Here is a 16906-nt window from a genome sequence, read left to right as displayed (position 1 = left end):
GCACGAGCTCGCCGGGGGCGGCGGCCGGCGGGTCCTCCGGGTCGAGGATCGCGACGTCGCGCACCGGCACGTCCAGCCCGAGCGGGGCGGCCTGCAGCTCGACCAGCGGTTCGCCGAGGGACATCAGCAGTTGACGGAGCGGCAGGCCGGGAGTGGTCACGCCGGTCCTCCTTCATCCGCTCGGACAACGGTCTGTCGCCGATTTTAGCCGATCGGACAGAGATCCATTCGGCGGTCACCCTCCAGGGGCCGCGGCCGCCCGCGGGCGCGGGCGGGGGGGGGGGGGGGGGGCGCGCCGGCGGGGGGGCGCCGGGGGGGGTGAACGGCCGGAGGGCGAGCGCCGTGGTGCGAGCCGGTCGGGTGGCCCGAAGGCGTGAGCCGGTCGCATGAGGTGGTGTGACGGATGGGGCGGTCGGAGGCGGTTCGTGACCGGGGCGTGACCCTGTTCGTCGGGCCGGACAACGCCGTACGGGGGAATTTAGCCGCCCGGCCAATCAAGTGGCCCGGTGGCCAGGAATAGCGTTCGTGCTGTGGCCGGTGCGCGACCCGCGCCGGCAATCCCCCCGCATTGAACGAAGGAGAGCGTGCGCTCTATGGACGCTGTGACCCAGGTCCCCGCGCCGGTGAACGAGCCGGTCCACAGCTACGCCCCCGGCAGCCCGGAACGGGCTCGTCTGGAGGCCAAGCTGAAGGAGCTGGGCGGCCAGGAGCCGGTCCAGCTGACCATGACGATCAACGGTGAGCGCCGGATGGGCGGCGGCACCGAGATCCACGTCGTCCAGCCGCACAACCACGCGGCGCGGCTCGGCACCCTGCGCAACGCCACCCAGGCCGACGCGCAGGAGGCCATCGACACCGCCCTGGCCGCCGCTCCGGCCTGGCAGGCGCTCTCCTTCGACTCCCGCGCCGCGATCTTCCTCAAGGCCGCCGACCTGCTGGCCGGCCCCTGGCGCGAGACCCTGGCCGCCGCCACCATGCTCGGCCAGTCCAAGACCGCCCAGCAGGCCGAGATCGACACCCCCTGCGAGCTGGTCGACTTCCTGCGCTTCAACGTGCACTTCGCCCGCCAGATCATGGCCGAGCAGCCGATCTCCTCGGACGGCGTGTGGAACCGCAGCGACCACCGCCCGCTGGAGGGCTTCGTCTACGCGATCACCCCGTTCAACTTCACCGCGATCGCCGGCAACCTGCCGACCGCGCCCGCGCTGATGGGCAACGTGGTGCTGTGGAAGCCGTCCCCGACCCAGCAGTACTCCGCGCACCTGCTGATGCAGCTGCTGGAGGAGGCCGGCCTGCCCAAGGGCGTCATCAACATGGTGACCGGCGACGGCCTGGCCGTCTCCGAGGTCGCGCTCAAGCACCCCGCGCTGGCCGGCATCCACTTCACCGGCTCCACCGCCACCTTCCAGCACCTGTGGCGCGAGGTCGGCACCAACATCTCCGGCTACCGCACCTACCCGCGGATCGTCGGCGAGACCGGCGGCAAGGACTTCCTGGTCGCCCACCCGTCCGCCGACCCGAAGGTCCTGAAGACCGCGATGACCCGCGGCGCCTTCGAGTTCCAGGGCCAGAAGTGCTCGGCGCTCTCCCGCGCCTACGTCCCGGCGTCGATCTGGGCCGGCCTCAAGGACGAGTTCGCCGCCGAGGTCGACGGCCTCACCATGGGCGACGTCACCGACCTGTCCAACTTCATGTCGGCCGTCATCGACGAGCGCTCCTTCGCCAAGAACAAGGCCGCCATCGACCGGGCCCAGGCCGACGACGCCGTCGAGGTCCTGGCCGGCGGCACCTACGACGACTCGGTGGGCTACTTCGTCCGCCCGACCGTCCTGGTCTGCCAGGACCCGTCGAGCGAGTACTTCAAGGACGAGTACTTCGGCCCGATCCTCGCCGTGTACGTCTACGAGGACGAGAAGTACGAGGAGATGCTGACCCAGATGGAGTCGGTGTCGCCCTACGGCCTGACCGGCTCGATCATCTCCCAGGACCGCGCCGCGGCCCAGGACGCGATGCACAAGCTGCGCTTCGCCGCCGGCAACTTCTACATCAACGACAAGCCGACCGGCGCCGTCGTCGGCCAGCAGCCCTTCGGCGGCGGCCGGGCCTCGGGCACCAACGACAAGGCCGGCGCCAAGCAGAACCTGGCGCGCTGGACCTCGACCCGCTCGGTCAAGGAGACCTTCGTCCCGCCGACGGACTACCGCTACCCGCACATGGGCTGACCAGCCCCTGTGACCATCCGGCTCGTCCAGTAGCCACCGGTCACCCCGCGACGCCCGGTCCCGCAGCCGGGCGCCGCCTCCCGGGGCGGCGGTGCCCCATCCCCGCACCGCCGCCCCGGCCCTTTCTGCCATCCTTAAGAAGCACCAGCTCCAGGAGTCACGATGCTCCGTTCCGCCCTTCTCGCGGCCTCCCGGTCCCCGCAGGTCCGTACCGTGGTCGAGAAGTTCCCGCCGACCCACGCGATCGTCGAGCGCTTCGTCGCCGGTGACGTCCTCGACGACGCCGTCACCGCCACCGACGACCTGATCGCCACCGGTCGCAAGGTCACCCTGGACCACCTCGGCGAGGACACCCAGGACGCCACCCAGGCCGCCGGCACCGCCGAGGCCTACGAGCACCTGCTCAAGGCCCTCAAGGAGACCGGCCTCGCGGCCGGCGCCGAGGTCTCGGTCAAGCTGTCGGCCGTCGGCCAGTTCCTCCCGGTGGACGGCGAGAAGATCGCGCTGGAGAACGCCCGCCGCATCTGCGAGTTCGCCGCCGACGCGGGCACCACGGTGACCCTCGACATGGAGGACCACACCACCACCGACTCCACCCTGTCCATCGCGCGGGAGCTGCGCGAGGACTTCCCGTGGGTGGGCGTCGTGCTCCAGGCCTACCTGCGCCGCACCGAGGCCGACTGCCGCGACTTCTCCGGCCCCGGCTCGCGGGTGCGCCTGTGCAAGGGCGCCTACAAGGAGCCCGAGTCGGTCGCCTTCCAGGGCAAGCACGAGGTCGACCTCGCGTACGTCCGGGCCCTGAAGGTCCTGATGGCGGGCGAGGGCTACCCGATGATCGCCTCGCACGACCCCAACATGATCAAGATCGCCGGCCAGCTGGCCCAGTGGAACGGCCGCAAGCGGGACTCCTTCGAGTACCAGATGCTGTTCGGCATCCGCCCGGAGGAGCAGCTGCGCCTCGCCGGCGAGGGCAACACGATGCGCGTGTACCTCCCGTACGGCCAGGAGTGGTACGGCTACTTCATGCGTCGCCTCGCCGAGCGCCCGGCCAACCTGACCTTCTTCCTGCGCGCCATGGCCACCCGCGGCTGACCCAGGCGCCCCACGGCTACGGCCCGCACCCCTGACGGGGGGTGCGGGCCGTCGTGCGTCAGAGGAACGGTTTGGTGTCGAGCTCGAATCCGAAGGGAGCGGGGAGGGCGAGCGGTTCACCGAACGCGGCCAGGTGGACCTCGGTGTACTCCTCACGGTGCGGCCTGGCGAAGAGGCTGACCTGTGACTTCTCGCGGTCGATGAGGAGGTACAGCGGAATGCCGGCCCGGGCGTAGCAGTGCCGCTTGGCGATCCGGTCCTGGTCCGGTTTGGCGGACGTCACCTCCGCGACCATGGCGACGCCGTCCGGTTCCATCCAGGACGGTGCGCCGCGGAAGAGGCGGAGTTCCTCGGGGGCGAAGGTGGCGTCGGGGATTACGTGGTTCTTCGGGCAGAGCCCGCCGCTCACGAGGCGCAGGCCCTTGCCGCCGGAAACGCTCATGTCGGTCTCGGAACGCCGGATCACCTGCTTGAGCAGGTGGTTGATGTGGTCCTCGTGATCGCCGTCCGGCGGTGGTGCCACGGTGATCTCTCCCTCGATGAGCTCGGCCCGGAAGCCTTCGGGGGAGTGCAGGCTCAGGAAGCCCTCCAGCAGGATGTCGGCCTGCGATGGGGGGCCCGTGATCGGTTGCTCATGCGACACAGCGCTCATGATGCCCCTCCTTCAGGTGGGCGTCACGTTAGTCACGGGCGGGCCCGGTTCTGCCGCATACGGCGGAGTTTCACTCGATGGTGTGAGTTTGAGGTCGGCCCTAAGATCTTCCTGCTGATGAACTAGCTTTTCGAGTGGAGGAGTTGGGGATGCTGAAGGCCTTCGAGGAACTGTCCACACCGCTGGTGGCGGATGCGTGTGTGCGGCTCGGGGTGGCTGTGCGGGTGGCGCCGACGGGGGTGCGGTCGGTGGTGGCCGGGGCCCGGGTGGCGGGGCGGGCGCTGCCGGTGCGGCACTACGGGAGCGTGGACGTGTTCCTGGAGGCCTACGCCGCGGCCCGGGACGGGGACGTGCTGGTGATCGACAACGGCGGACGGACCGACGAGGCCTGCGTCGGGGACCTCGCGGCGCTGGAGGCGCGGGCGGCCGGGGTGGCCGGGATCGTGGTGTGGGGGCTGCACCGGGACACCGCGGAGCTGGTGGAGATCGGGCTGCCGGTGTTCAGCTACGGCGCGCTGCCGCTCGGCCCGGTGCGGCTGGAGGGCCGGGAGCCGGAGGTGCCGCTGTCGGTGAAGTTCGGGCCGCACCCGGTGGGCGCCCGGGACGTGGTGTTCGCCGACGCGGACGGGGTGCTGTTCGTCCCCGCCGACCGGCTCGCGGAGGTGCTGGAGGCGGCCGGCGCGATCGCCCGCACCGAGCGCGCCCAGGCGGGGCGGATCGCCTCCGGGGACACGCTGCGCCGGCAGACCGCCTTCGACGAGTACCTGGAGCGCCGCGCCGCCGACCCGTCGTACACCTTCCGGAAGCACCTGCGGCGGGTCGGCGGGGCGATCGAGGAGTAGCAATCCATCGACGACGCAGGGCATGTGACGTCGAGTCGGGCCAAGTCGTCGACCGGGTGGCGGTCAGCCGCCGAGGACGGCGTCCTCGACCAGGGTGGCGGTGTGCGCCTGGCCGGCGGCGTTGGGGTGCACCACGGCGTACTCGAGGGGGATGACGCTGGTCAGCACGCCGTCCAGCCAGTGGTCGGCGTCGCAGACGCTGTGGCCGGCGGTGGAGGGGTAGAGGTCGACGAAGGTGTCCTGGTGGTGGGCGGTCTGGGCGGCGATGATCCCGTTGAGCGGTTCCAGGATCGCGGTGCGGGCCCAGCTGAGGTCGCCGGTGGTGAAGGTGCCGAACTGCAGGAGGTTCCCGAAGCGGCAGAGGCCCGCGCTCTCGGGGATGAGGTGCGGGTAGCCGACGGTGATCACCCGGGCGGACCGGGCCTTGGCGTGCAGCGCGTCGAGCATGGTGCCGTAGTCGGCGTTCAGTCGGCGCATCAGGTCGGGCAGGCCGGCGTCGTGCTTGTCCTTGCAGGGAGTGCCCTGCCCGAGGTGGGTGGCGCCGAGTTCGACGCAGTCCTTGAGGATCCCGCCGAAACCGAGGTCGTTGCCGCCGATCCCGACGGTGACGAGGTCCGTGTCCGGGGTGACGGTGTCGATCTGCGGCGGGACGGGCGGGTAGGGGGCGTTCGGGTCGGTGCCGAGCGGCGGGAGCGGGCGGCCGATCGGGGAGAGCTTGGTCGCGTACACGTTCTCGGTGGCGGCGCCGCCGCAAGCGGCGTTGCGCAGGTCGACCAGGGAGCCGAGGTCGCGGCGGATGATCTCGGGATACGACCCGACGGTGCGGGCGCAGCCGTCGAGTGGCGCGGTCTCGTCGCCGGTGGCCTCGATGACGCCGGCGGTGTAGGAGTCGCCGAGGGCCGCCCAGCGCAGTGCGCCGGTGCGGGTGCCCGGCCGGGCGGTGGCCTGGGCGGTGGTCGGGGTGATCAGCCCGGCGGCGAGCGCGGCGGCGGTGGCGACGATGGCGAGGCGGGACAGGAAGGGTGGCACGGCTCTCCTCCTTGGGGCGGGGGAGAGTGCGATTCACCCCCCTGAGAGTCATTCGAGTCGCCGTGTGGACGACTTGATGCCTCGGGAGGGTGATTCGCGGGGTGTGAAGGTGACGCCGGGCGGCTACAGCATCGCGGCGGCGGGCTCGACCATCGCCCGGGCGGTCTTGCCGTCGACGTACTCGCCGAGCGCCGTCATCTCCCACTCGCCGCCCGGGCGGCGGACCAGCTTGCACATCACCACACCGGTCTGCGGCTGGGAGTTGGTGAGGTCGAAGCGGACCAGTTCCTCCTCCGTCCGGGCGTCGAGCAACCGGCAGTAGGCGTCGCGCACGTCGGTGAACTTCTGGCCGGAGAAGGAGTTCACCACGAAGACCAGCCCGTGGACCTCGGCCGGCAGGCCCTCCAGGTGGACGGTGATCACCTCGTCGTCGCCGCCCTCGCCGCCGACCAGGTTGTCGCCGGAGTGGGAGATCGCGCCGTTGAAGATGTTCAGCTTCATGAACCAGGCCGTCTCCAGCCGCTTGCGGCCGGCGTCGAATGCGAGGCAGGAGGCGTCCAGGTCGATGTCGCGGCCTCGGGCGGCGGACTTCCAGCCGAGGGCCATCCGGACCGAGGAGAGGAACGGGCGGCCGTTCTTGACCAGGGAGACGGAGCTGCCCTTGACCAGGTTGACCCGGCCCTTGTCCAGGGTGACCTTGGCGGGGGCGGCCGGGGCCGGGGGCGCGGCCGGGGCCGGGGGAGCCGAGGGCATGGCCGGGACGGTGGTCTGGCCGGTGGCGAGGGCGATCCGCGGGTCGACCGTGGGGGTGGTGGGGGCAGCGGTCGGTGCCGGAGGGGCGCTCGGCGGGACGGGGAGCTGGAGGGTCGGGGCCGCCGGGGGCGGCGGGGCGACCGGAGCCGGAGGGGTGGCCGGGGTCGTGGTGGCCGGGGAGTCGTCGACGGTGACGCCGAAGTCGGTGGCGATGCCCGCGAGGCCGTTGGCGTAGCCCTGGCCGACCGCTCGCACCTTCCAGGCGCCGCCGCGCCGGTAGACCTCGACCACGATCAGCGCGGTCTCCAGGCCCAGCCGGGGCGGGGTGAAGGTGACCAGGACCTCGCCGCTGTCGGCGTCGCGGACGGTGGCGGTGGGCTCCGTCCCGGCGAAGGTGGAGACCTGGTCGGCGGGGCTCGCGGTGACCACGATCTTGCTGATGCCGGCCGGGACGGTCCGGGTGTCGACGGTGATCGCGTCGGGGGTGCCGAGGGCGGCCGGGTGGTGGCTGACCCCGGGGCCGTTCGGGGCGTTGAAGAAGACGAAGTCGTCGTCCGAGCGGACCTTGCCCGCGTCGGTCAGCAGCAGGCCGGAGACGTCCAGCGCCTTGGGCGCGCTGACCTCGACGGTCACTCGCGCGGCGGTCAGCGGTGCGTTGCCGCCTTGGGTCAGGACGGTGGACACGGACTCCTCCTCGGGTGCGGAACGGCGGCCCGGCCGGGCCCGTCGGGGCTCCGGGCCGGGTGCTGCCCACAGTAACGAACGAGGGTGCGGCGATGCGCCCGTCCGGATGGCCGGCTGTCGGATCGTCGGATGACCGTGACGAACGGCCGTGAGGAACGGCCGGAGGGGCGGCTCGACGAGCGGTTGGAAGGAACGGCTCGACGAACGACCGCCGGCCGGTCAGCGCGTCGTGGGCGAGGGGGCGGCCGTGGTGGCGGTCGGCGCCGCTGCGTGGCCGAAGCCGCCGAGCGCGGCGACCGCCCGGGGGCGGTCGAGGGCGAAGGCGGAGACGCTCCAGCTCTCCGCCGGGGCCGCCCTGCGCGCCCCGGCGGACGGCTCGGCGGCCGGACGGGCACCGCGTACGGCGAAGGTGTAATGGCCGGGCCGGACGTCGGCGCCGGGCGGGGTGGTGAAGCGGTGGACGAGGGCGCCGCGCTCCTGCTGGGCGGTCATCACGGCGTCCGGCAGATCGGTCCAGACGGTGCCGGTGCCCGGTGCCAACTCGGCGGGGGTGAGCCGGAGTTCGGCCTGGAACGCGGTGACCCGCTCGGTCACGTCGAGGGTGAGCCGGTGCCGCAGGCCGGCCCGGCCGAGCGGGGAGGCCACCGCGGTGCCGCACAGCGCGCGGTCGGCGTCCGGGGAGTCCGGGGAGTCCGAGGGGCCGGCCGGGGAGTCCGGAACCGGGTCGCCGGGCAGCGAGTCCGGGTCCGGGGCGCCCGCGCCGTCGACGCCGTCGACGCCGTCCGGGTCGGGCGCGGAGGGCGACGGCGCCGGGTGGCCGGGCTTGACGGGCCGCGCGCCGGGCGGGTGCGGCGTCGCGGTGGCGGTGGCGGCGTCGGTCGTGGCCGCGGCGGTGGGGGAGGGCGAGAACGAGGGGTCGCTCGGGGTCCGGCCGTCCGGCTCGGTGCCGGAGAGCAGGGTGCCGGAGTGCGGCGCGTCCTGGCCGGTCGATGCCTGGCCGCCGGTCAGGGGTCCGGCCGGGGCCGCGGTGCGGTGCGCGGGCGGGGCGGCCGTCGCCGTCTCGGCGGCCGAGAGGTGGGCGGACGGGCTCGGCGAGGGGCGGCCCGCGATGGGGTGCCCGGACGGTGAGGCGCCGCCGGCCGGGGTCTGTGCCGAGACCGCCTCGGCCTGGTCGCCGGCGCCCGGCGTGGGCGGCGGGGTGGTGCCGACCCGGGCGACGCCGTCCCGGCGGCCGATCCCCTGCTGTTCGTTGAGCAGCAGGGTGGTGGCGATGCTGATGCCGACCACGGTGGACATCGCCATCGCGGCGCCGGAGAAGCGCACGGTGGGCAGCCGGAACCAGCCGCCGAACGGTCGCGGACGACCGTGCCGACCGTGTGGTGCGGGTTCGTGCCGCACGTCCCGCGCGGTGTCCTCGCGCACAGCCACCGGACCCCTCCTCCCCGAAGCCGCCGTCGCGTCGCCGTATTCTCCCACGTGCCGTCGACGGGGCCCGATCCGGCCGTCGAGGGTGGTCGTGGGCCGTTCCGCCGCGGGCCCGCGCGGGGGAGGGGGAGAGCGTACCAGCGGGTGACCGCATCGTGGTCAGCTGCCATCCACTTCGTGGACACCCCTTCGATGTACGGAAGTTGACGTTCAGTCTGACAAGCGTGGTAAGGGGTGGTTGCCCCGGAAGGGGATTATTGCAACCTCCTTGCAACCCTTGCCCGGCCGGTCGGCGGTGGCGCAGGCTGAGGGCATCCCACGCCGTCCCGGAGAGACCGTCATGCCGTCCGACCCGCTGCCAGCAGCCTCCAGTGCACCCCTCGCCGCCACCCCCACGGGCGGCGATGGGGACGGCTCCACCGCCGCTCCGGCGGCGGTGGAGGAGGTGCTGACGCTGCGCATCTCGCTGGGCGAGGAGATGGTCGGCGATGTGCGCACCCGGTTCCGGTTCGACGCCGCGCGCCCGTACGAGGTGCTGCTGACCTTCCATCTGGGGCGGCCGGACGAGGCCGACTGGGTGTTCTCGCGCGAGCTGCTGCGCGACGGCCTGCACGCGCTGAGCGGCCAGGGCGACGTCAAGCTGTGGCCGGCCTACTGCCCGTGCCACGGCTCGACGCTGCACCTGGCGCTCGAATCCCCGCACGGCAGCGCGCTGCTGGAGGCCTCCAGGCCGCGGGTGCAGGCCTGGCTGGACCGCACCTACGCGCTGGTCTCCGAGGAGCGGGAGCGCGGCTGCGGGCCCACCGACGCCGAACTGGCCGCCCTGCTCGCGAGCGGCTGAGGCCGCGCCGGCGGACCTGGTGTCAGCGGCGGTCCCGTTCCCCGGGCGCGCGCAACGGCCGCCGGGGCGGTGAGCCGGGCAGCCGGATCGTTCCTGCGGCGAGCTCGGCGCGCAGCCGCCGGACGGCCGGGGCCGAGGAGGTGGGCAGCAGGTCGTACGGGTCGTCCGGGCCGTCCACGGTGACCAGCACCGACTCGGTGATGCGGTACGGCCGGTGGGCCAGCAGTCCGCCCAGGTAGCGGCGCAGCCGGGACAGCTCGGCGCGGACCGTCACCGTCCGGCCCGCGTCGCCGAACAGCGCCTCGGCGAGCTGGGCGGCGGTGCTGCCCTCGCGACCGGTGGCGAGCAGCAGCAGCAGTTCGGCGTGGCGCGGGCTGAGCGGGTGCGACCAGCTGTCGGCGACGCCCCGGACGGACAGCTCGGGGCGGTCCGGGCGGCGCAGGTCGAGCCGGAGCCGGGCCCCCTCGGCCTGTTCGGCGGTCACCGTGCCGGAGCCGTCCTGGATCGGGGCCCGGACCGGGCGCACCAGCCAGCCGTCGGCGAGCGGTTCCAGCGCGCACTCGCCGAGCCCGGGCACCCAGTGCACGGCGGCCGGGGTCCAGCCCTCGCTGGGCACCCGCACCCGGTTGGGCGGCGGCAGCCCGGCCGCGGCGGCCGTCCAGCCGGCCGCGTCCACCACCAGGGCCGGGCCGCCGACCCGGGCCAGCAGCGGGGCGGCCAGGGCGCGCAGCTGGTGCAGCGCCTCCAACCGGTGGGCGCGCAGTTCGGTCTCGGCGAGCCGGGCGGCGGTGGAGGTGAGCTGGAGCAGGTACGGGCGGACGTTGTGCGCCGGGCCGCTCAGGTTGATGGCGCCGACCAGCCGGCCGGTGCCGGGGTCGCGGATCGGGGCGGCCACGCAGCTCCAGGAGTGGTGGCTGCGCAGGTAGTGCTCGGCGGAGTGGACGTGCATCGGGCGCCGGACGCGCAGCGCGACCGCTATGCCGTTGGTGCCGACGCTCTCCTCGGTCCAGCGGGCGCCGGTGATGAAACCGATCCGGTCGGCGCTGCGGCGCAGGCCGCGCTCGCCCTCCTGCCAGAGCACGTGGCCCTCGGCGTCGGCGACGGCCAGCAGCAGCGGAGCCGTGCCGCCCGCCTCCAGCAGGGTCTCGCGGAGCACCGGCATGACGGAGTCGAGCCCGCTGGTGCGACGGCGCTGTTCTATTTCGCCGGGGTTCAGCAGGGCGGTGGCGGCGCCGGTGTCGGGGTCGAGGCCCAGGCGGCGCAGCCGGGCCCAGGAGTCGCCGATCTCGGGGCGGGGGTCGAGCGGGCCGGGGCCGCCGTCCTCCTCGCCGAGGGCGGGGGCGGCCAGTTCGCGGGCGGCGGCGTCGGCCAGGGTGCGGTCGTGGACCCTGGCCAGTTCCGCGGCGTTCGGCGGGGTGCGGCGCTCCGGCCGTCGGGACTGCCGTCCGGTCTGCCGCACTCGCACCGCTCCTCGCCGCCGTTCGAGGGCGCGCCGGGGCCGACGCGCTGACGAAAGCGTACGGGTGTGATGCGCCGCTGGGGACGGGGTCGGGCAAGTCGGCATACCGGACGGTACGGATGCGGGGCGGGGTCCGGGGCGGGGTGTCCTCCGGCGGACGGTCGGGGGGAGGGAATCCGGGGGCCGGGAGAGGGCGTCCCGGCCGGTCCGGTCCGGTCCGGTGCGGGCGGGCGGGTCAGCGCTGGGCGTCGGGCCCCTGCTGGGCGGCCTCCACGGTGTGGTGCAGGTCGGCGGTGGCCTCCAGGGCGGCACCGGTGCTGAGTGCCAGGCAGGCGGCCAGGGCCACGGCGGCGGCCCGCAGCCAGGTGCCGGAGGCGGCGGCCGGACGGGGCTGGAGCAGGGCGGCGACCCGGCGCGGGACCGGGCCGGAGTGGGCGGCGGCGACCGTCCGGGGGCGGGCCGGCCAGGGGGCGCGGCTCGCGGCCAGGGCGGCCCGGCCGACCGCGCGGGCGGTCACGGCGCGGTCGCCGACCCGGGCCGCCGCGACCTCGTCGGCCCAGCGCTCCAGGTGGTAGCCGAGCGGCGCGCGCAGCGGGCGCAGGGCCGGGTGGATGCCGGCGGCGTGCTCGGCGAGGGCGAGGAACACGTGGTGGCGGGCGGTCAGGTGGGCCCGTTCGTGGGCGAGCAGCGCGGCGCGCTCGGGGCCGCCGAGGGCGCGCAGCATGCCGGAGGTGACCACGATCCGGCCGGGCTCGCCGGGGCGTCCGGGGCGGCCCAGCCGGCCGGGCAGGGCGAAGGCGTCGGCGCGTTCGTCGTCCAGGACGGTGAGGGGGTGGTCGACGGGCCGCAGCAGGCCGGCCAGCCGGTCCGTGGGGCGCGTCCGGCGCACGGAGGCGTGTGGGGGGCGCATGTCCGGATGCCGGGCGGGGGAGGGGGCGCGGTGGACCCGGCGGGCGCCGGTCCGGTCTGCGTGACGGTCCGCGTGACGGGCCTCGGGACGGTTTGCGGCACGGTCCTCGGCGTGACCTTCGGCGTGGTCCGGGGCGCGGGTGGCCGCGGGCTCCGCGCGGCGGTCGCGGGCCGGGAACGGAGCCGTCGGCTCGGCCGGGAGCGCGGCCCGGGCGGTGCGCAGCTCCCGCGTCCGCCGGCGCGCGGTGCGCACCGCCAGCGCGCCGAGCGCGAGGAGCGCCAGGGCGGCCAGGGCGGCCGCGAACGGGGCGTCGGGCGCGGCCGCGGTGAGCCAGGGCAACGAGAGGTGGCCGAAGGCGGCGACCGGCGGGAGCTGGAGCAGGCCGGCGGCGGCCAGCAGGCCGAGCGAGCAGAGGGTGCCGCCGGCCAGGACGGCGGCGGTGCCGGCCAGCATCCAGGCGGCGGCCCGGGGCGCCAGCGCCTCGGCGAGGCGGCGGGCCAGCGGGGCGGCCAGGAAGGGCAGCAGGAGCGGGACCCAGACGGCGAGCATCATCGGTCCGCCGCTCCGGGCAGGCCCGCCCCCGGGGTGCCGTCGCCGAGCAGGTCGCGCAGCAGCTGCTCGTCCTCGGCGGAGAGGTCGGAGACGAAGCGGGCCAGGACGGTGGAGCGGTCGGCCTCGCGGCCGAGCTCGGTGTGCATCCGGCGGGCGGCGAGCCCGGCGGTGTCCTGGACGGTCGGGGTGTAGGCGTAGGCGCGCCCGGCCCGGGTGCGCTCGACCGTCCCCTTGTCGAACAGCCGGGCCAGGATCGTCGCGATGGTGGTGCGGGCGAGGTCCCCGCCGAGCGCGGCCTGGACGTCCTGCGGAGTCATCGGCTGCCGGGCCGACCAGAGGGCGGCCAGTACCTCGGCCTCCAGCTCCCCGGCGGGCCGGCGGGCGGACGGTACGTCGGGCATGGCGGCGCTTCCTCCAAGTTTCGTCTACAGTCATGTAGACCGTCTACGCAACTGTAGACGGTCCGGGCGGGTCCGGTGCGAACCGCCCTCCAACGTACGGGAGGTCCGTAGGCCTTGCTCCAGTTCCTCGCCGATCCGGCCGTTCACCTCGCGCTGAACCCGCTGGACGCGTCCTCACTGCTCGCCGCGTTCGGCGCGCTCGGCATCGCCGTGGTGCTGTTCGCCGAGACCGGTCTGCTGGTGGGCTTCTTCCTGCCCGGCGACTCGCTGCTGTTCACCGCCGGACTGCTCTGCGTGCCCGGCGCCACCAAGGGCCCGCAGCTGGAGCTGTGGCAGGTGCTGCCCGCCGCCCTGGCCGGCGCGCTGGTCGGGGCCCAGGTCGGCTACCTCATCGGCCGGCGCGGCGGCCGGGCGCTGCTGCGCCGCAGCGGCCGCAGGAGCCTGCTGGAGGGCGTCGCGCGGGCCGAGGAGCTGCTGGCCAAGTACGGCCACGGCAAGGCGATCGTGCTCGCCCGGTTCATCCCGGTGGTCCGAACGGTGCTGAATCCGCTCTGCGGCGTACTCGACGTGCCCGTCCGCTCGTTCACCCTCTGGCAGGTGATCGGCGGCGCGGTCTGGACGGTCGGCGTGGTGCTCGCCGGGTACGGGCTCGGGTCGTCCGTCCCCGGCATCGACCAGTACCTGCTGCCGATCATCGGTCTGGTAGTAGTTGTCTCCGTGCTCCCCATTGTTCTCGAACTGTTCCGCGCCCGTTCGGCGCGGCGTCATGGAGGTGACGTGTGATGTCCTCCCGGGCGCTCGCCGTGTACGACGGCAGCGGCATCGACGGCAGCCTGTACACCCGGGTCAACGGCTGGGCGCAGTCGGCCCCGCACTGGCTGGACGAGCTGATCAAGGTCTGGTCCGCGATCGGCCTCGGCCTGTTCGCGGTCTTCATGCTCTACGCCTGGTGGCGGGCGCGCGGCGCGGACTCGGTGACGATGGCCAAGGTGCTGGCCTCGCCGGTGATCGTGGTCGTCGCCTACGCCGTCAACTCGGTGTTCAAGGGCGCGGTCGAGGAACTCCGGCCGTGCGCCCAGATCCCCGGCAGCGTCTCGCTGGAGGCCTGCCCGGGCACCGGCGACTGGTCCTTCCCGAGCAACCACTCGGTGATCGCCTTCGCCGCGGCGATCTCGCTCTGGTTCGTCAGCCGGCGGCTCGGCGTCGTCGCCACCGTCTTCGCCGCGCTGATGGCCGCCTCCCGGGTCTGGGTCGGCGTGCACTACCCGCACGACGTGGCGGTCGGCGCGCTGGTGGGCATCCTGGTCGCGCTGCTGCCGGCGCCGCTGGTCGCGCGCTGCGGGCCGCTGGTGGACCGGATGCGGTCGAGCGCGCTGCGCCCGCTGCTGGGCCCCGGCTCGCTGCCGGTGGCGACCGGCGGGTACGCGTCGCACCGGGCGCGGTAGCACGGATTTCCGGGCGGCCGCCCCTTGTCCGGTTTCGGACGGCGGGTGGAGCATGTGAGCCGGGCGTGGGGCCTCCCGAGGGAGGCGCCCGCCCGGCTCAGTCGTGCTCGGGCGCGAGGGCGCCGGGCGTGCCAGCGGAGGGAGTGCCGAATGCCGTACCGACTCGACATCACGCAGGGGGACTGGCCGGGCGACGTACCGCACAAGGGCGTCGAGGGGCTGCTGGCGGAGGCCATGGTGCTCACCCTCGCCACCGCCGGCCACGAGTACGGACCGCACGCCAACCTGGCCTTCTTCGCGTACGACGACGACCTCGTCCTCTACTTCGTCAGCGAGCGCTCCACCCGGCACAGCCACCACCTGGCCGAGGAGGCCCGGGCCGCCGCCACCGTCTTCCTGCCGCCGCCGGTCTTCGGCGAGCAGCTGCGCGGCCTCCAGCTGACCGGCGGCGCGAGCGAGGCCTGGGGGCGGCAGGCCGAGGCGGCGCTCGCCGCGTACCAGGGGCGGTACCCGGCCTTCGCGCGGGACGAGGACTCCCGGCGGCAGTTCCTCACCGGGGGCGGGGCGGCGGCGCTGTACCGCTTCCAGGTGGAGGAGCTGACGGCGGTGGACGAGCCGAACTTCGGGCGGCGCAACTACCTGCGGGCGCGGGTGCTGCGCTCCTGAACGCGCCCCTCGACCCCATGGGTTGTCTGTACAACTTCCCGGGTGGTTCATCTGTGGGACGGTACCGCGACGCCCCTCGGACACCTGGGCGCACCAGCCTGGACGCATGAGAGTCATCGTCGTAGGAGCGGGCGTGCTGGGCACCATGCACGCCTGGCAGGCAGTCGAGCGCGGCCACGAGGTCGTCCACCTGGAGCGCGAGACCGAGGCGCGCGGTGCCTCGGTGCGCAACTTCGGCCTGGTCTGGGTCAGCGGCCGGGCGCAGGGCGAGGAACTGGACACCGCGCTGCGGGCCCGGGAACTGTGGGAGTCCATCGGCGCCCGCGTCCCCGACCTCGGCTTCCGGGCCAACGGATCGCTCACCGCGATCCGCACCGAAGCCGAACTCGCGGTCGCCGAGCAGGCCCTGACCCTGCCCGACGCCGCCGCCCGCGGCTACAAGCTGCTCGACCCGGACGAGACCCGCGCCGCCAACCCGGCCCTGCGCGGCGAACTGCTCGGCGCCCTGTGGTGCGAGCGCGACGCCGCCGTCGAGCCCCGCACCGCCCAGCCCGCGCTGCGCCGGTACCTGGAGTCCACCGGCCGGTACACCTTCCTGCCCGGGCGCGAGGTGCGCGAGGTGGTCGGCGAGAACGCCGTCCGCGACGACCACGGTGACGTCCACACCGGCGACCTGGTGGTCCTGTGCACCGGCGCCTGGCTCGGCGGACTGGTCCGCGAACTCGCCCCCGAGCTGCCGGTGCGCCGGGTCCGGCTCCAGATGATGCAGACCGACCCGCTCGGCGAGACCCTCACCACCTCCGTCGCCGACGGCGACAGCTTCCGCTACTACCCCGCCTTCGCCGGCACCGCCCTGGACCGGCTGCGCGAGACCCAGCCGCAGCCGCCGGTCGCCGCCGAGCACAAGATGCAGCTGCTGATGGTCCAGCGGCGCGACGGCGGCCTGACCATCGGCGACACCCACGAGTACGACCAGCCGTTCGGCTTCGACGTCGTCGAGGACCCGTACGACCACCTGGTCGGCGTCGTCGAGGACCTGCTCGGCCGCCCGCTGCCCCGCGTCCGCCGCCGCTGGGCCGGGGTGTACGCGCAGTGCCTCGACTCCACCCGGGTCGTCCACCGGGAGCGCGTGCGCGACGGCGTCTGGCTGGTCACCGGCCCCGGCGGCCGGGGCATGACCTGCTCGCCCGCCATCGCCGAGACCACCGCCGACCTCGCGAACCTGTAAGGAACCCTCCCGTGACTACCGACATCCGCCTGGTCGTGCTCGACATGGCCGGCACCACCGTGGCCGACGACGGCCTGGTCGAGCAGGCCTTCACCGCCGCCGCCGCGAAGCTCGGCGTCGAGGCCGGCAGCCCGGAGTTCGACCCGATGCTGGCCCACGTCCGGGCCACCATGGGCGAGTCCAAGATCTCCGTCTTCCGCCACCTGTTCGGCGAGGAGGAGAAGGCCCAGCAGGCCAACACGGCCTTCGAGGCCGCCTACCACGACCTGGTCGACGCCGGACACTGCGCCGCCCTGCCCGGCGCCGAGGAGGTCATCGCCGAACTGCGCGGCCGGGGCCGCAAGGTGGTCCTCACCACCGGTTTCTCCCGGGCCACCCAGGACCGCATCCTGGACGCCCTCGGCTGGCGGTCGATCGCCGACCTCACCCTCTGCCCCGCCGAGGCCGGCCGCGGCCGCCCGTACCCCGACCTGGTGCTCACCGCGCTGCTGCGCACCGGCACCGACTCGGTCCGGCAGATCGCCGTCGCCGGGGACACCGGCTACGACATGCTGACCGGCACCCGGGCCGGCGCCCCGGTGGTCGCGGGCGTCCTCACCGGCGCCCACGACGAGGCCCGGCTGCGCGCCGACGGCGCCACCCACGTGCTGGGCTCGATCGCCGAACTGCCCGCGCTGCTGGGCTGACCGGGATCACACCTCGGGG

At 74.4% G+C, this 16906-nt stretch carries 16 protein-coding genes; 9 read left to right on the top strand and 7 right to left on the bottom strand.

Annotated features, from left to right (window positions below; all coding sequences use genetic code 11):
• The first annotated feature begins 593 nt into the window (after window positions 1-593).
• Entirely contained in the window at window positions 594-2222 is a 1629-nt protein-coding gene (gene pruA / locus ACFRMQ_RS12940; protein ID WP_380730079.1) for an L-glutamate gamma-semialdehyde dehydrogenase, read from the top strand.
• A 162-nt stretch (window positions 2223-2384) separates the two neighbouring features.
• The gene (locus ACFRMQ_RS12935; protein ID WP_380730077.1) at window positions 2385-3314 is read left to right on the top strand and encodes a proline dehydrogenase family protein; all 930 of its coding nucleotides are present in this window, start codon (window positions 2385-2387) and stop codon (window positions 3312-3314) included.
• 58 nt (window positions 3315-3372) lie between these two features.
• Here ACFRMQ_RS12935 and ACFRMQ_RS12930 read toward each other — a convergent pair whose 3' ends face one another.
• Window positions 3373-3966 carry a Uma2 family endonuclease gene (locus tag ACFRMQ_RS12930; protein ID WP_380730075.1) on the bottom strand — a complete coding sequence of 198 codons (594 nt, stop codon included), beginning with the start codon at window positions 3964-3966 and terminating at the stop codon, window positions 3373-3375.
• 149 nt (window positions 3967-4115) lie between these two features.
• On the opposite strand from ACFRMQ_RS12930, the gene ACFRMQ_RS12925 reads away from it, so the two are divergent.
• A complete protein-coding gene (locus ACFRMQ_RS12925; protein ID WP_380730072.1) occupies window positions 4116-4808 on the top strand; it encodes an RraA family protein in 693 nt (230 codons plus the stop codon).
• 63 nt (window positions 4809-4871) lie between these two features.
• On the opposite strand, the gene ACFRMQ_RS12920 is transcribed toward ACFRMQ_RS12925, so the two are convergent.
• From ACFRMQ_RS12920 to ACFRMQ_RS12910, 3 genes are all read right to left on the bottom strand, one after another.
• On the bottom strand, window positions 4872-5837 hold the full coding sequence (locus ACFRMQ_RS12920) for an SGNH/GDSL hydrolase family protein (RefSeq protein WP_380730070.1): 966 nt from the start codon (window positions 5835-5837) through the stop codon (window positions 4872-4874).
• A 123-nt stretch (window positions 5838-5960) separates the two neighbouring features.
• A complete protein-coding gene (locus tag ACFRMQ_RS12915; RefSeq protein ID WP_380730068.1) occupies window positions 5961-7274 on the bottom strand; it encodes a TerD family protein in 1314 nt (437 codons plus the stop codon).
• A 219-nt stretch (window positions 7275-7493) separates the two neighbouring features.
• Window positions 7494-8702: a hypothetical protein gene (locus ACFRMQ_RS12910; protein WP_380730066.1), complete on the bottom strand. Its 1209-nt coding sequence runs from the start codon at window positions 8700-8702 to the stop codon at window positions 7494-7496.
• 337 nt (window positions 8703-9039) lie between these two features.
• On the opposite strand from ACFRMQ_RS12910, the gene ACFRMQ_RS12905 reads away from it, so the two are divergent.
• Window positions 9040-9540: an SsgA family sporulation/cell division regulator gene (locus tag ACFRMQ_RS12905; protein ID WP_380730064.1), complete on the top strand. Its 501-nt coding sequence runs from the start codon at window positions 9040-9042 to the stop codon at window positions 9538-9540.
• A 22-nt stretch (window positions 9541-9562) separates the two neighbouring features.
• Here the strand turns inward: ACFRMQ_RS12905 and ACFRMQ_RS12900 are convergent, their stop codons facing one another.
• From ACFRMQ_RS12900 to ACFRMQ_RS12890, 3 genes are all read right to left on the bottom strand, one after another.
• Window positions 9563-10999: a GAF domain-containing protein gene (locus ACFRMQ_RS12900; protein WP_380730062.1), complete on the bottom strand. Its 1437-nt coding sequence runs from the start codon at window positions 10997-10999 to the stop codon at window positions 9563-9565.
• Between the two features lie 235 nt (window positions 11000-11234).
• The gene (locus ACFRMQ_RS12895) at window positions 11235-12461 is read right to left on the bottom strand and encodes a M48 family metalloprotease (RefSeq protein WP_380730060.1); all 1227 of its coding nucleotides are present in this window, start codon (window positions 12459-12461) and stop codon (window positions 11235-11237) included.
• Complete coding sequence (locus ACFRMQ_RS12890; RefSeq protein WP_380730058.1) at window positions 12458-12862, bottom strand: BlaI/MecI/CopY family transcriptional regulator; 405 nt, start codon at window positions 12860-12862, stop codon at window positions 12458-12460. The genes ACFRMQ_RS12895 and ACFRMQ_RS12890 overlap by 4 nt, the downstream gene beginning before the upstream one ends.
• A gap of 114 nt (window positions 12863-12976) precedes the next feature.
• On the opposite strand from ACFRMQ_RS12890, the gene ACFRMQ_RS12885 reads away from it, so the two are divergent.
• The 5 genes from ACFRMQ_RS12885 to ACFRMQ_RS12865 all read left to right on the top strand — a co-directional run bounded on the left by ACFRMQ_RS12885 (window position 12977) and on the right by ACFRMQ_RS12865 (window position 16887).
• Complete coding sequence (locus ACFRMQ_RS12885) at window positions 12977-13645, top strand: DedA family protein (protein ID WP_380730056.1); 669 nt, start codon at window positions 12977-12979, stop codon at window positions 13643-13645.
• The gene (locus tag ACFRMQ_RS12880) at window positions 13645-14307 is read left to right on the top strand and encodes a phosphatase PAP2 family protein (protein WP_380730054.1); all 663 of its coding nucleotides are present in this window, start codon (window positions 13645-13647) and stop codon (window positions 14305-14307) included. Before ACFRMQ_RS12885 ends, ACFRMQ_RS12880 begins: the two co-directional genes overlap by 1 nt.
• 150 nt (window positions 14308-14457) lie before the next feature.
• Window positions 14458-14973 (top strand): pyridoxamine 5'-phosphate oxidase family protein, encoded by a 516-nt coding sequence (locus tag ACFRMQ_RS12875; protein ID WP_380730052.1) that lies wholly within the window; start codon window positions 14458-14460, stop codon window positions 14971-14973.
• Between the two features lie 106 nt (window positions 14974-15079).
• On the top strand, window positions 15080-16201 hold the full coding sequence (locus ACFRMQ_RS12870) for a TIGR03364 family FAD-dependent oxidoreductase (protein WP_380730050.1): 1122 nt from the start codon (window positions 15080-15082) through the stop codon (window positions 16199-16201).
• Window positions 16202-16212: 11 nt separating this feature from the next.
• Window positions 16213-16887 (top strand): phosphonatase-like hydrolase, encoded by a 675-nt coding sequence (locus tag ACFRMQ_RS12865; RefSeq protein ID WP_380730048.1) that lies wholly within the window; start codon window positions 16213-16215, stop codon window positions 16885-16887.
• The last annotated feature ends 19 nt before the right edge of the window (window positions 16888-16906 follow it).

It is taken from the genome of Kitasatospora sp. NPDC056783 (assembly GCF_042789895.1).
Taxonomy (GTDB): Bacteria; Actinomycetota; Actinomycetes; order Streptomycetales; family Streptomycetaceae; genus Kitasatospora.
This window is presented reverse-complemented; position numbering and strand designations above follow the sequence as displayed.